The organism is Saccharococcus sp. Marseille-Q5394 (genome assembly GCF_946901335.1).
Taxonomy (GTDB): Bacteria; Bacillota; Bacilli; order Bacillales_A; family Planococcaceae; genus Sporosarcina; species Sporosarcina luteola_C.
In genome coordinates this window covers 678,992-693,375 of sequence record NZ_CAMPPQ010000002.1, presented here as the reverse complement: position 1 = coordinate 693,375, position 14,384 = coordinate 678,992, and the positions used below count along the sequence as shown (strand labels likewise).

Genomic DNA, 14,384 nt, shown 5'->3' with positions numbered 1-14,384 from the left:
GGTGTGAAGTTGTGAGCTAAAGGATTGATGGCCTTCCCCAGTGATTATATTGCCATGTTTCCTTCAAGCAGGGATCATGGCGTTGTATAGACTGGCAAACGTATGTCACTCTTTGATAGATTTGTTGTCATTCGTTAGTAAAAAAGATGGTAGAGGTGGTACATTCCGGCGGTCGTAATCATTCACGCGCTTCCGTCGCATACTCGGATGCAATAAGGTTAGGGTGGCATTCTTTTTTGAAATTCCTTGTGCACCTTGTCCCGGTCAACATGGAAGTACCCCTTCATGAGGGTTTGCTTTTCTGGAAAGAGAAATGTCTCTAGCCAGGAGTTGGTCATTGTATCATCCAACTCTTCAATGCCAAGTTTCTTAGCGCTGCGAACCACATCGGAAACAGTATTCCTTGGGTGTCCAGTGCTAGAACTAATCGTTCTTTGACTGACTCCTTCAGAATACAGTTCCAGAATCCTCCGACAATTAATCATAAAAAAGCCTCCTATACATTAGTGTCATGCGTGTTTGCATGCAAACTAATTATACAAGAGGTTATTTTTTATATTGGTGGCCTTCTGTCCCGCAGACAGTGGCTCTATTCATCTGCAATAATCACAATCTGAGTCACAACTAACCGAAGGAGTTCATTCGATTCAAAGCAAGACTTGTCGCATTATGTTTGAACTCGTCAATCCGAAATATACATCCCGGTCAATTAAGTGTGGACACCAGGATAAGGGAAATCGAAAACGCGATCTGTTTCGTTGCGGCCGATTTGCGAGGCTGATTCTTTATGGGACCTACTGCTTTTCAAGATTACGTAGATTCCTTCATTCCCTCTATTACATAACGATTATCATGTACTCGGTTTCAGATGCCTAGCTCTTTTTATCAGACATAAACTCATGTACTAATCCAATCACTTTTTCAACTTTCCAAGTGCTGCCATCTTTCCTCCTGAAAGGAGCTATATAATAATAGTGGAATTCTGTTACCTGGCTATGTCACGTATTTAACACATACTCTTTTGAAGCATATACAATATCACCTCGCCTTTTCAAACTACTTTTCATTTCATCATCGACAACAGTGATGATGTCCAATTCATTTTGCTCTAGTTCCTTGATCAAATCCTCTGTTTCTTGATAGTTCCCCCAAATAATATGTGCTTTCTGCATAGGTAACACCCTTTCAATTCTTTTAACCGTAATTATTTCACATAGTAAATAGTACTCATCAAACAATTCAACCAATGACTAATAGAAAATAATAGAACAAAATAAAACTAAACCATTGCTTGTATAGAAGAGATTGATACCGACCACGCCATCAATAATTTTCAAATATATGTTTGATAACCAATTATAGGTGTTGTATGCTTAGGGAAGGAGGGCTGATTGATGACAGTTGATAAACAATCATTTGGAGCAAGATTGAAACTATTAAGAAAATCAAAAATGCTATCACTAACAGAACTATCTCGTATTTCAGGAGTATCTAGTCCATATTTATCACAAATAGAAAATGATAAATTCATTCCGTCTATTACAATTTTACGTAACCTAGCAGTTGCTTTAAATGTGAATTTATATGATTTAGCGCTAGAATCTGGAGTTTATACCGAAGAAGATTTAAGGTCACTACATCGTACAGCCCGTAAAAATTTTTTGACTGACGAAGAGTTTACATTTGAATTATACACTTCTCTTTATCACATACAGCTTGAGCAATTTGTAAATGACCCCCAGAAAAACTTTTACATAGCTGGTCACAAGCTTACTCGAGATGAAATGCTTGCATTGATTGCACTATTTGAAAGCAAAGAGAAAAACTATCCAACTATGGAAGAGATAAAAACCACTTATAAAAAAATGAAATAATTTTTCCCTTTGTAGGTTCAAAATTGATTGAACTATACGGACGAGTAGTCCTCTTTCACTGTATTGAATTATGGCGCGCACGATGGCAAGACAGATACGTGAGGTTTCTCTTCTGTAACAAGCTCTAATTTTGCGATACAGATGATGCAACAACAAATTGATGATAATAAAGGTTAATGTTACAATGATTATTTGTTAAGAAAGGGATTTTTAGATGCTAAAAGATAAAACACTTACATATATATCACTGTTTAGCTCTGCAGGGGTCGGTTGTTATGGCCTTAAAATGGAAGGTTATAAATGTATTGCAACAAATGAATTGCTAGAAAAAAGATTGAATGTTCAAAAATATAACAATAAATGTGATTTTGATTCAGGATATATTTCTGGAGATATATCAGAAGCTAAAACTAAGAATTTGATTTTTGAAGAAATAGACAAGTGGAAGAAGCTTGGTAATGACAATGTTGATGTTATTATCGCTACCCCGCCCTGTCAAGGTATCAGTGTAATTAATCATAAAAAAAATGCACAAGACATCAATAGAAATAGTTTAGTTGTGGAATCGATTGAGTTAGTAAAAGAAATTCAACCCAGATTTTTTATCTTTGAAAATGTAATGGCTTTTGAAAAAACATTATGCATAACACCTAATAATGAGTCTATGGCTATTGGGGATTACATTAGAAAAGAACTCGGAGAGGAATATATAATTACCGGACGCATATTAAACTTCATGAACTATGGGTCTAATTCTTCAAGAACTAGAACAGTGTTAATTGGGGTAAATAAGAAATATAAAAATGATATTACTCCTCTAGATTTATATCCAAATTACACAAAAGAAAAAACATTAAGAGAGGTTATTCAAAATTACCCTCAACTTGAATGGGGAGAAATTAATTCAGATGATTTTTACCACGCCTTTAGAACATACGAACCCAGAATGAGAGATTGGATTCGTGACCTTAAGGAAGGTGAATCCGCATTTGATAACAAGGATCCATTAAAACGACCACATAGGATAGTTAATGGTGAAGTAATTGAAAACAGTAAACGCGTCAGAGATAAGTACACAAGGCATAAGTGGGATAAATTCCCCGCTTGTATTAGTACGAGAAATGATGCACTTGCTGCTCAAAACACTGTACACCCTGAGGAAGATAGAGTTTTTAGTATCAGAGAACTTATGTCAATGATGAATATACCCAAAGAATTTAAATGGGTTGATTTGAATTTAGATGAATTGAATAGCCTCAACTTAATTGATAAAAAGAAAATTTATAAAGAAAATGAGATGAATATTCGACAAAGTATTGGTGAAGCTGTTCCATCTAACATACTTCTTGAAATAGCAAAGAAAATAAAAAACTTTATGAGTAAAGAAAAATTCAATACACTTAAATTGAAAAAAATTATAGATAGGTATAATTTAGAGGAAGAGAATAATCTTTTCGAATTCATCAAAACAAATGAATATAATTTGGAGATTTCGTCATTAATGAGACTTGCGGAGCTATGTAATACTAGGAAAAAGGAAACTTCAGCTTACTATACTAACAAGTTTATAGTAAATGAAATATTCAATCATCTACCTAATTTTAATAAAGATGAAATACATGTTTTAGAACCGTCAGTCGGCATAGGTGGTTTTTTACCTTTCATATTCAAAAAATATGAATCTGTTAATAAAGTCAATTTAGATATTATTGATATAGATGAAAAGAGTATAGAAATTGTAAAGCTATTCTTGAAAAAAAATAACATTCCATCTAATTTTAATATAAACTTTATAACTGCTGATTTTTTAACATATGAATTTAATAAAAGGTATGACTTGGTAATAGGTAATCCCCCTTTTACTAAAATGAAGAGAAGTGATATTAAAATTTATTTGGAACTAAATGAGAATAAAGAAACTACAAATCTCGCAGCTTTCTTCTTGGAAAAATGCCTTAGAATTAGTGACCATGTAGCTTTAGTACTTCAAAAATCCATCTTAAGTTCATCAGAATTTGATATAACCAGATCAATTCTAAGAAGTACACAAATTAAAGCCATTTTAGATTTTGGGAGACATGGATTTACAGGTGTCTCCATTGAAACAATATGTTTAATTATTGACACAATATCGAAACCAAAAAGTACTTTAATATATAATATGAAACAAAACAAGACCATTGTACAAAACCAGAAATATATTACAGATATATTTTTCCCTTACTTCATAATTTATAGAAATGAGTTTTTCGATGAAATGTTAGGTAGAATGGACTTAGGCAAGTTTAATGTCTTCAGAGACAGACAAATCACCAAAAAAAATACCATTTCATCAAAAATAGAAAATAGTGTAAGAGTCCTTAAAGCTCGAAATATCGATAATAATGGCAAAGGAATAACTAGTATTCCTAATTATGACACTTACATTGAATTAAACAAATTAAAAAAACTCAACGTATTTTCTTTTTTTAATGATAGTAATGTTTACCTAACTCCAAATATGACTTATAATACTAGAGTAATCAAAAATATTCCCAATGTTATTTCAGATGGTTCTGTAGCTATTTTGATTCCTAAAGATGATATAAAATTAACAGACAGACAATTGGAGTTCTTTTCATCTGACGAATATCGAGAATTTTATAGAATCGCTCGAAACTTATCTACCCAATCTATTAATGTTGATAATACTAGTGTATATTTTTATGGAGTGTTAAAAAATGACAATTGAAGATATGAAGAATTTTCTTGATGGCAATAATTACGATATAAGAATAAACAAAAATGGTAGATGGATTGATCAAAAGTGTGCGTGGGATGTAGTTTGTTTTGTTGCAGATTGCATAATTGTCTACTTAGAAGATGGGGGGAGTCAACCATTTATCTCCCCTCACATTTGGCATTCTCAATATGCCGTAGATAATGTTCAAGAAATGTTCAGTAAACCTGATCCGACTGCTAAATCAACTTTAGATGAATACAATAAGTTATTTAGACAACCAATGAAAATGTTAGCTGCCGCAGGTGTGTTAAATGAAGAAAAGAAAGGTGCATCTATACTCTTTTCAGTTAATCGCATGGATATATTAGAATTTATTGCTCTTAGAGAAAAAAATGCTCGAGAATTCCTATGTAACTATATTGTAAAGACTTTAAAAGATAGTGATTTATGGGATGCTTTTGAACTTTTTTTCGAAAAACAAACAGTTGAGAGTTTTCGCGAATTAAAGAACACATTTACAACTTTCTCCATTGATAACACTCCTATAAATACGCCTGTTGAAGCAAGTAGGATTTTTAGTAAAGTATTAAATCCACTTGCATTCAGGTATAAGAAAAAAGGTACTGATAGAGGCTTTTTATCAAAAGATATTATCACTTTAGATAAAATAGCTTATAATCAAAGTAATTGGCGTGACGAGTACTCAGGTAAAAGTAAAACTGTTGCTAGAGGGGATTATATTCCTCCCGTTGAAGCAAGTAATACATATTCGTACAGAGTGGAAAGGGCCAAAAAGACTTTACGCCGATTTAACGATAAATATAATAATTCTCAATCTGAAGTAGTTAATGAAAGATATGATGGAATTAAGGCTAGTTATATGCACCATATATTCCCTCAATACTCACATCCGGAGATTGCAGATTACACTGAGAACTTAATCGCATTGACATCAGAACAACATTACACTTATGCTCATCCAGATGGTAATACTAGGTTAATTGATGAGGCTTATCAATATACTTGCTTAATTGAAAAAACTGATAGAATAAAAAGAAACCTAGAAAGTAAGGACCAAATGATTATTTATACATTCGATAACTTTAAATACGTGTTAGACAAAGGCTTTAAATCGGATGTATTTTCTACAATAGAGGAACATGATTTTACTGCTATATTAAATAAAATAGATGAATTTAAACCTTGAATATAAGGAACTGGATTTTAGACCTAGAGAATATTCCTTTCCATATTTTCTAGGTTTTAATTTCATTTCCTACCTTGCATTGATATGTAAAGAAGTGAATTTCCAAAGCTCTTCTCTAACAATTGTAAAAATAGATAACTGAAAAGTTTTTGGTGCGATATAATTGTTAATGACAATGTATGTCTTTTTCTATATTGATCAATAGCTTATTCGAATAAGAATAAATCACTTTTTGGGCAAATAACCCTTACCAAATGCATCATTTATCAAATTGGTTTTATCCATGATTTCTTATAACTCATTAGTGATTTATTTATTCAACTCCCATAAGGTTTGGGGTCGATTGAATGGATGTTGTGGGTAGGATGGTTGAGACTTCAAGAACGAGTGCGTGCGAACGGTTATGAAGTCGGAAAGGAACAGTCCTAATCTTCGACTTTATCTTCTTTGACTTCTATATCCGTATCTTCAGTTGATTCATTCATAACGTCTGCCCCCACACCACTTTCGGACTTCACTTCGGCTATTTCTTCTGCAATATCCCCAGATACTGCACATCTATAATTTATTTTCATCTGAAAACCCTCCTTGTTTTTCGTCAACTGTTCGTCTTTTAAAAAATCGAACTTTGCAGATATCTTTAAAGGTTACTGATATTGTTCAATTACTTTTTGGGCTTCCTCTATCATTCTCGAAACGAGTTCTTCAGGATGAATGACTTTGACGTCGCCACCCCATCGGAAGAGCCACCGAATAAGACTTTCACTCATTCCAACTTTCACTTTTAACAGGAAGGTTCCATCTTGTTGATCATTAATATTGGCATCCGCTCCGAAACGGTCGATAACGGTGTTGATAAGAGGATTGGCAAACTTTGCTTCCAATGAAATAAAATCACCATCAAATATATGGAACATATTGCTCGTGTACTCGTGAAGATTGAAGTAGGCGTCAGGTACATAATGCCCATCTAATATACGGACATTCCTCATCCTGTCGAGTCGGTATTGCCTAATTTCATCTTCCAAATTGTATAGCGCAACTAGATAATATCGATTATTGTTCCAGACGAGGGCAAGAGGATGGACTTGGTAGTAATCCCCTATATTGCTAAAGCTGAATTGGAGGTCTGTCCCGTATCGACCATATTGAAAAGTGACGACTCTTTTGTCATTAATCGCTTCATGCAATAGCTCGACTCTCTCAACAATTTCGCCCGACTCTTTCACTGACGGTCCGGCCTCTTTGAGCTCATTCCTCAATTGCTTCGCAAGCCTTCTGCTAGTCAGTTTGCGAATTTTCATGAAAAGACGATCGGTTTCCTGTTTGGAAATGAATTTCGCTGCAATTATGGCATCCATGAGGAGACGAAGTTCGTACATTTCAAATGGCCTGCCGTCATAATAATAATATTTCGGCATACCATTTTTCTCTTGAACCGCTGTAACTGGGAAAACGATTGATTCTTCTAACGCGGCCACGTCATCCCGAACTGCAGCGATTCCGACTTGCAAGTCGCAGTGAAAATAACTGTGTATATCTTGGATTGACAACATCTCATCCTCATCCGAAAACGCATCTAAAATTCGAATCACTTCCAGAATACGTTCCCTCGCCGTCAACGGATTTCGGGTCATTGTATCATCCTTTCTGGTATTGTACTTTATTCACAATATGCAGATACTTAACACGGGTTTCCCATGTAAGTCCACCATCTTAGGTCTTATCCTCTCTTTGAATAGACATGCAACTAAGATATGACAACCTTATCCGTTTAAGCCCCGTTAACATTATGAAGAGACTGTGATGACATGGACGAGGAAGTATTGGTGAATATCACGGAGATGCATTGCGAGAATTTAAAGATGGCGTTCTTTATTTTCGTGATCACCCGATTGGATGGAAACAATACTTCGGCATCGGTATCCGCTTATTTTGAAAGAGGAATGAGCGGAAATCGCCATTACTATTATGAAGTTGCCTATTACCTAGCGTAAGTTTATCATTTAAATTACCAATTGACTCGAAATGGGTAATAAGAAAAAGAGCCAGAGGCATTAAGCCTCCGACCCCTAAGCATCACTCCATATCCTCAAAAGCCTCCGGATAATTAACCGTACCAAAAACTTCTCCAGTACTTTTCGATATTAACAAGTATTTTAAAAATTCATTTGGTTGTAGTAACCTGAACACATACAATAGTTGCCGCTGTTGTAAGGAGTAATATTCCAAATTGGAACAGTAAAGATCCTAGACCGTCATTGGTTTAGGTTCTTTGCTTTAATTCCCAACATCTTATTTATATCATCTTCTGTAAGGAGTGGGAATGTTTTAGCCAACGCATCTCTTAATTGTTTTTCTTCCTCAGAATCTGTGACGACATAATATGAGCAATCATTTATTTCTTCCGCTTCCATCAATAATTGTTTCTTCGCATCAACTTGAATACACGGATGGCCAGAATGAGCCTTTTTCGCCTTGGCATCATCAAACTTAATAAGTTTCACTATACTCACCCACTCTTTATCTTTTCATTAATTATACCTTATTCCATAAAGGGTTCAAACATCGGATACGTCCTTAAACGGATTCTTCACTGCCGCTTCTGTCTGTACCGGGATAACGGCGACAGAAATTGCGATTGCCATTGTTTCAATTTCTATTATGTTAATTTTACTCTATTCCTTTATGTAAGTCCCTCGGCGTGAAAAAAGCCAAAAGATTAGGACCACAAGCAATATGCTCCCGGCCCCAAATCCTTACTCCATATCTTCAAGTGCCTCCGGATACTTAACCGTACCAAATACTTCACCAGTGCTCTGATCCTCCGTATCAATTGTCACACTCAGCTTCTCTGTACCCACACCATCATACACCTGATAGAACATCCCAGACATCGTAAGTCCCATTGTGCAAATCCATCGAAGCTGTTCTCGAATGCTTCTTTGTCTACCGTTACTGTGAACTTGGAGAAGTCTTTGTTGTACTTGACGTCCTTGATGGAGGCGAAGTCTTCATTTTTCCATCTCCATTAATTAGTGATAAATTTCCTTCATCCCACTGCTCCCGATGCCGTTGCAATCCTTCTTCACCATAAAGGGTACGCACAAAATGTTCTTCAGCTCTTTGGGTTCGTATATGAATGTCAGAGTGGCCTTCGCAAATATCGCAGTTTCCGTATTCCGAGTCACTTTGAAATCTCAAGTAAAAGTAGTCATCTTTCACTTGTGAAAAGTCCCCTTGCAGCCATTTATCCAAAATCGCCTCTTCCTTTGAATCCTTTTTAGCAAAACGTTTCAAGTAAAGGATGTTTTCCTTGGCCATTTGTCCAAGTCTATGGCCCGCATTGTAACTATTCACTTCCGCCCACCCATTCCCTATTACAACCGTAATGAGATAGTCGGCTGGATACCTTGTCACTTTTTGACGAAGCATTCCCAGCATCGTTGCGGCAAACGTGTCAGATTGATTCTCCAATTCTTGCTCGTAAATTCCAGCAAACTGCCTTGGAAGTGGTTGCACTAGTTCAGATGGAACGATCGGGTCATTCATGTGCAGCAACCGATGTAGAAATAAGGCATAATGCACTCTTGTAACGGGCTTACACCAAAAAATAGGGCCGGAAGCAATATGCTCCCGGCTCCAACTCCTTACTCCATATCCTCAAATGCCTCCGGATACTTAACCGTACTAAATACTTCTCCAGTACTTTGATCCACAGTATCGATTGTTACGTTCAGCTTCTCTGCATCCACACCATCGTACACCTGATAAAACATCCCTGACATCGCGAGGCCTAGCGCTGCGAATCCGTCGAAGCTGTTTTCGAATGCTTCCTTGTCGACTTCTAGTGTGAATTTGGAGAAGTCTTTGTTGTGCGTGATGTCGTGGATGGAGGCAAAGTCTTCATCATTGATTAGTTCATCGACATACTCAGTTACGTTTGCTTTCATTTCTTGCATCATTTCTTTGTGCTTCGCTTTTGTCATCTTGTATGTGACGGATCCATCTTCGTTTTTCTTGACGTCTTTGATGCCGTCTTCCTTTGCTTCGGCTACGACGGAGTCAATGTCCTCCCCTTCCATGAAGGAAGCTGGGATTGTCACTTCGACGTTCAGAAGCCCTTTGTCGACTGCCACGGCACCGCTCGCGTCTTCGGTTTTCTTCTCTTCTTGCTTACTGGTATCCGCTTTTTCGTTAGCGTCATCCTTAGATGAACAAGCCGCTAAGGTGAGTACAGTTAACAACAAGAATGCCAACAGTTTTGTCTTCATCATTTTCATCTCCATTTATCTCCCCAGCTTTCGAACCGGTTATCTTATTTCAATCATGATTCTGTCATTGCCTGTATGATACACAATGGTATTACCCTTTGCACGGAGCAATTCTTTCGTAGCCGTCTGAGGACTATCAATGACATTTAATAAGGCGACGTCTGTCACAATCTTATTATCTTCTACGACATGAAAATCAAGGATATTGAGCTTTACATATTGATTCGGATATAACTTACGAACCTCTTCCCATTTCATTTGTAAACGCCTCCTTGTTTCATTTCTCATGTTCAGCATAGCATTATCAGAAGTTCCTAATATTGAATAACTATCCGTACTTTCGATAACCCCCAGCCACTTATTGCACAAAAAAGAACACAGGGGATCCTTCGCTCGAATCATAGGAGACCTTGAAGTCATCTCCAACTTTCACTTGATTCACAATATATCCTTCTGCAGTGCCGCCATTGTAAAGCTCCTTGGACAATTCATTAGGAGCGACTACCATTGCCCGGTCATACACTTCCCCTTCATTCGAAACGAAATTGAAATTCCCGCTTGTGAAATAGAGGCTGTCATCTTCCGTTTCGGATTCCTTCAAAAATCCTTTCACTTTCACCATGACGTATTCGAAGCCTTCTGCTGCCGGTTCATTGAACATATTTTCTTCTTGGATCATTTTCCACGCTTCTTCACCGCGGATTGTTTCAAGGAGTGTGATCTCTACAAGCGATTCGTAGGAATTGAAACTATCATCGTATATATTTTCTTTGACTGTGATCGTATCACCGAATGGCAATGGGTTGGACCGCGTACCGAGCGGCTTTTCTTTTTCTTCGACTTCTTCCTTTACCGTTTCCGTTGCTTCTTGGGCTTCTGTTGCCCCGTCCGCGCTTGATTTCACTTCCCGGGTATTTTTCTCGTCTATATCCCCGCATGCCGCCAGGATTATCACAACTAACACGCTACATAACATCATTAATTTCTTCATCATAATGTCCTCCTTTTTTCTTACTCCTTTATTATGGAGGCACACGACGATGAACCTTTGCGGATATCCGCAAAGGTTATTCATATTGATTATAAATTTTTTCTGCTTCCATTTTCATTCTGCCCACTAGTTCTTTCGGATGGATGACTTTTACGTCACCGCCCCATCGGAAGAGCCATCGGACGAGCCCTTCACTCATCGCCACTTGCGCTTTCAGTAGAAACGTCCCATCCTCATTGTCTTTTATATTTGCATCGAGTCCGAATCGGTCGATGACGACATTGATAAGCTTATCGGCAAATCTTGCTTCCAATGAAATCAGCTCGCCGCCGAACATATGGAACATCTTCTTCGTGTACTCTTGTAAATCGAAGTAAGGATCCGGCACAAATTGCTTATCCTGTACGCGGACGTTCCGCATCCGATCTAGCCGGTATTGCCGGACTTCATCCGCCTCAGTGAAATACGCAACCAAATAATAGCGGTCATTGTTCCAAACGAGACCGAGTGGATGGACGAGGTAGTCCTGCCCTTCATTGCTCAAATGGAAGTGGAGGTCTGTCCCGTAACGTCCGTATTGGAAGGCGACGATCCGTTTATCATGGATGGCTTCGTGCAGCAATTGCACTGTTGCAACGATATCGGTCGCATCTTGTGCTGAGGGTTCCGCCACATGCAATACATTCGTCAATTGTTTGGCTAGTCTCCGGCTCGTCAGCTTGCGGATCTTCATGAGCATGCGTTCCGTTTCATTCCGTGAGATGAATTTCGCAGCACTGATGGCATCCATGAGCAAGCGGAGTTCATGGATTTCAAACGGTCTGCCGTCATAATAATAATGCTTCGGCATCCCGGGCTTCTTTTGCATCGCGGAAACTGGAAAGACGATGGACTCCTCGAGGGCAGCCACATCCTCCCGCACCGCCCCGATACCCACTTGGAAGTCCTCGGGAAAACGGCTATGTATGTCGTGGATCGACAGCATATCATCTTCGTCTGAATGGGCTTCCAAGATGCGGATCACTTCGAGGAGGCGTTCTCTGGCTGTGATGGGGTTTTTGGTCATTGTTATCACCTTTTCGGATGTTTACGTGCTTGTCTACTTATAGACTGTTTTTTTCAATTATAGACTGTTCATCCATTTTCTCAAACTGTGAATCTACATATGAGGAAGAGAAAGGTTGCCATCTGGAGACATTCATAGTAATTTTGATTAACAAGACTATTGATTGACTGCCTACATGAATCGGAGGAGTATTCTTTATGACGTACTACAACGACATCCATGCGATACTCGATTTCGCCGAGGACACTCTCTAGCCGGATGAGGGTCGGTGCTTTTGACTCGGCTTCATTCGGCGAGGGAGAATCCCTATGCGAAGGAGTTTTTATCCATGTTACAAGAAATCAAACACACAGCAGTATTTTATTACGAGCATCATTACGAAAAGAAGGGCGTTTATCAGGTTGTTGTCCGTTTTCCTGACCTTTTGGAGATAGGATATCCGGGTTTTACTTCCGGGGATACGCTTGAGGAAGCGATTGAGAATGCGAGAGATGTTCTGGCGGTGTTAGTTGAATTTGCAGAAGAAGATGGGATTGCACTCCCGGATCCGACTCCAATCGAAAAGATCCAGATCGATCGAAATTTTAATCTCGAAGCAAAACCGTTTAGAATTATTGTTGATCAGGTGACAATCTATTTGTAATGAATAATATTGATTGTGAATTAAGCATGTAACAAGTATGGACCGGATGGTGTTACGGCCGGTCCATGCTTGAAATGCGGTTGGTTCGTTATGAAACTGTTTGTCCAAAGAAGTAATCATCCAGCTACTTACGAGTTAGCGAAGGATGATTGCTTTTTTGTTTTGTGTATAGAGCTTTTATAGCTGTTCCATCGGCAGAAGATGATGATTTTCTTCAAACCTTAAACTAATTCCAATCCCCCCTCACTCTTTCGAATGAAGAAACACAAGAATTTTACCGTCCTCAACATCTTTTGAATAGCGTTCAGCTTCATCATCTGTGATTCCCATTTCCATAAGTGCATGCTTAAATCCGCCAGCACCCGAGTTGGCCCCTATGACTGCCCCTCCGATTGTGGTGATAATAGGACCTGCTGCCAACACAGCACCAAATCCGGGAATCAATATAGTGGATAAGCCTGCTATCACTCCCGCTAAACCAATTGCTCCTCCCGTTGCTGCTCCAGCGATGGCTCCATCCTTAATGGAGGGTTTCACTTCCTCTGCAATTTCCGGTAGTTCTTTTGTGTTTTTAGCAATCACTGAAATTTCATCAGTTGTATATCCCTTCTTTAGTAAATCCTCAACGACTTCAACTACTTGTTGTTCATTTTCGTATATGCCAATAACATGATTTTTCATTACTAGTTACCTCCCAATTATATATATCCTCTACCCGTTCTTTGATTTTTATAGTCACCGATCTTGCCAGCTTCGATGATCCCATGACTAGTAGTAGCAATCAGTCCAATAACCCATAGGATAGATATATCTATAGTCTTTATGGAAAGGGGGGGGATCATGAATAATTCAGTTGTTTCAGCTGCTATGGGATATCCAGGTGTTGTGGCGTTTGTTAGTGGAGATGTAACGGGTGATAAAGTGATCGATCAAATCTATCTCACTGGCACAAAAACGGCTGATAGTCCATTCATCCAAAATATAACGCTTCACGTTAGGGACGATAGAACAGGAATAACGACAATGATTCCGCTTCATAACAATGTCGGCTATAATCCGACATTGTTCTTGGGAGATTTCACAGGGGATGGCGTAGATCAGATCGTAATAGGTATTGCTACGGGCGGCAGTGGTGGGATTATAAACTATTATATTGTTTCCTTTGCGGGGAATATGGCGAGAATCCTTTTTGATTCTGATGTTTATAATAATCAATTCCACTATGAGGTCACGTATCAAGACAATTATAAGGTTGAAGTTGTGAGCAGACCGAATGACGAGAGATATATTATTGATATATCACTCAGAGGAGCGGACTATTTAAATGAAATATACGATAGGAATGGCAAGCTGAAAAGCCCGATAAATGGTTTTGTAGATCCTTTAAGCGGCTTATATCCGGTAGACTTTGATGCCAACGGAGTCTACGAACTGTTAGCTTATCAAAAAATATCCGGAAGATATCATGCGGATGGACTAGGTTATATTCTGAATACACTTGGATGGAGCAATAATGGATTTGTATTGCAGGAACAGTATTTAGCTATATATGGCGCGCAGGTGTAGGGTTCGGAAGTTGTTAATGAATCCAACGTTAAAACCCCTTC

At 38.2% G+C, this 14,384-nt stretch carries 17 protein-coding genes; 6 read left to right on the top strand and 11 right to left on the bottom strand.

Going from position 1 to position 14,384, the window contains the following annotated elements:
* Positions 1-218: 218 nt before the first annotated feature.
* The gene (locus tag OC538_RS14080) at positions 219-485 is read right to left on the bottom strand and encodes a hypothetical protein (protein WP_262176521.1); all 267 of its coding nucleotides are present in this window, start codon (positions 483-485) and stop codon (positions 219-221) included.
* 513 nt (positions 486-998) lie between these two features.
* Complete coding sequence (locus OC538_RS14075; protein WP_262176517.1) at positions 999-1,172, bottom strand: hypothetical protein; 174 nt, start codon at positions 1,170-1,172, stop codon at positions 999-1,001.
* Positions 1,173-1,394: 222 nt separating this feature from the next.
* Here OC538_RS14075 and OC538_RS14070 point away from each other — a divergent pair, with 222 nt between their 5' ends.
* From OC538_RS14070 to OC538_RS14060, 3 genes are all read left to right on the top strand, one after another.
* Complete coding sequence (locus tag OC538_RS14070; RefSeq protein ID WP_262176514.1) at positions 1,395-1,874, top strand: helix-turn-helix domain-containing protein; 480 nt, start codon at positions 1,395-1,397, stop codon at positions 1,872-1,874.
* Between the two features lie 214 nt (positions 1,875-2,088).
* Complete coding sequence (locus OC538_RS14065) at positions 2,089-4,605, top strand: DNA cytosine methyltransferase (RefSeq protein ID WP_262176511.1); 2,517 nt, start codon at positions 2,089-2,091, stop codon at positions 4,603-4,605.
* Complete coding sequence (locus OC538_RS14060) at positions 4,595-5,803, top strand: hypothetical protein (protein WP_262176508.1); 1,209 nt, start codon at positions 4,595-4,597, stop codon at positions 5,801-5,803. Before OC538_RS14065 ends, OC538_RS14060 begins: the two co-directional genes overlap by 11 nt.
* 425 nt (positions 5,804-6,228) lie before the next feature.
* On the opposite strand, the gene OC538_RS14055 is transcribed toward OC538_RS14060, so the two are convergent.
* The gene (locus OC538_RS14055) at positions 6,229-6,378 is read right to left on the bottom strand and encodes a hypothetical protein (RefSeq protein ID WP_262176504.1); all 150 of its coding nucleotides are present in this window, start codon (positions 6,376-6,378) and stop codon (positions 6,229-6,231) included.
* A gap of 72 nt (positions 6,379-6,450) precedes the next feature.
* Complete coding sequence (locus OC538_RS14050) at positions 6,451-7,440, bottom strand: helix-turn-helix transcriptional regulator (RefSeq protein WP_262176500.1); 990 nt, start codon at positions 7,438-7,440, stop codon at positions 6,451-6,453.
* A 174-nt stretch (positions 7,441-7,614) separates the two neighbouring features.
* On the opposite strand from OC538_RS14050, the gene OC538_RS14045 reads away from it, so the two are divergent.
* A complete protein-coding gene (locus tag OC538_RS14045; protein ID WP_262176496.1) occupies positions 7,615-7,800 on the top strand; it encodes a hypothetical protein in 186 nt (61 codons plus the stop codon).
* A gap of 261 nt (positions 7,801-8,061) precedes the next feature.
* Here OC538_RS14045 and OC538_RS14040 read toward each other — a convergent pair whose 3' ends face one another.
* The 6 genes from OC538_RS14040 to OC538_RS14015 all read right to left on the bottom strand — a co-directional run bounded on the left by OC538_RS14040 (position 8,062) and on the right by OC538_RS14015 (position 12,134).
* Complete coding sequence (locus tag OC538_RS14040; RefSeq protein WP_262176493.1) at positions 8,062-8,310, bottom strand: hypothetical protein; 249 nt, start codon at positions 8,308-8,310, stop codon at positions 8,062-8,064.
* Positions 8,311-8,758: 448 nt separating this feature from the next.
* Complete coding sequence (locus OC538_RS14035; protein WP_262176489.1) at positions 8,759-9,355, bottom strand: hypothetical protein; 597 nt, start codon at positions 9,353-9,355, stop codon at positions 8,759-8,761.
* 98 nt (positions 9,356-9,453) lie between these two features.
* Positions 9,454-10,077 (bottom strand): hypothetical protein, encoded by a 624-nt coding sequence (locus OC538_RS14030; RefSeq protein ID WP_262176486.1) that lies wholly within the window; start codon positions 10,075-10,077, stop codon positions 9,454-9,456.
* Positions 10,078-10,116: 39 nt separating this feature from the next.
* A complete protein-coding gene (locus tag OC538_RS14025; RefSeq protein ID WP_262176484.1) occupies positions 10,117-10,335 on the bottom strand; it encodes a hypothetical protein in 219 nt (72 codons plus the stop codon).
* Between the two features lie 100 nt (positions 10,336-10,435).
* Positions 10,436-11,068 (bottom strand): hypothetical protein, encoded by a 633-nt coding sequence (locus OC538_RS14020; protein WP_262176481.1) that lies wholly within the window; start codon positions 11,066-11,068, stop codon positions 10,436-10,438.
* A 76-nt stretch (positions 11,069-11,144) separates the two neighbouring features.
* Positions 11,145-12,134, bottom strand: coding sequence for a helix-turn-helix transcriptional regulator (locus OC538_RS14015; protein ID WP_262176478.1), 990 nt, complete (start codon positions 12,132-12,134; stop codon positions 11,145-11,147).
* 328 nt (positions 12,135-12,462) lie between these two features.
* On the opposite strand from OC538_RS14015, the gene OC538_RS14010 reads away from it, so the two are divergent.
* Positions 12,463-12,777, top strand: coding sequence for a type II toxin-antitoxin system HicB family antitoxin (locus OC538_RS14010; RefSeq protein ID WP_262176475.1), 315 nt, complete (start codon positions 12,463-12,465; stop codon positions 12,775-12,777).
* 243 nt (positions 12,778-13,020) lie between these two features.
* Here the strand turns inward: OC538_RS14010 and OC538_RS14005 are convergent, their stop codons facing one another.
* Positions 13,021-13,458 (bottom strand): general stress protein, encoded by a 438-nt coding sequence (locus tag OC538_RS14005; RefSeq protein ID WP_262176471.1) that lies wholly within the window; start codon positions 13,456-13,458, stop codon positions 13,021-13,023.
* 159 nt (positions 13,459-13,617) lie between these two features.
* Here OC538_RS14005 and OC538_RS14000 point away from each other — a divergent pair, with 159 nt between their 5' ends.
* Positions 13,618-14,343 (top strand): VCBS repeat-containing protein, encoded by a 726-nt coding sequence (locus OC538_RS14000; protein WP_262176467.1) that lies wholly within the window; start codon positions 13,618-13,620, stop codon positions 14,341-14,343.
* The last annotated feature ends 41 nt before the right edge of the window (positions 14,344-14,384 follow it).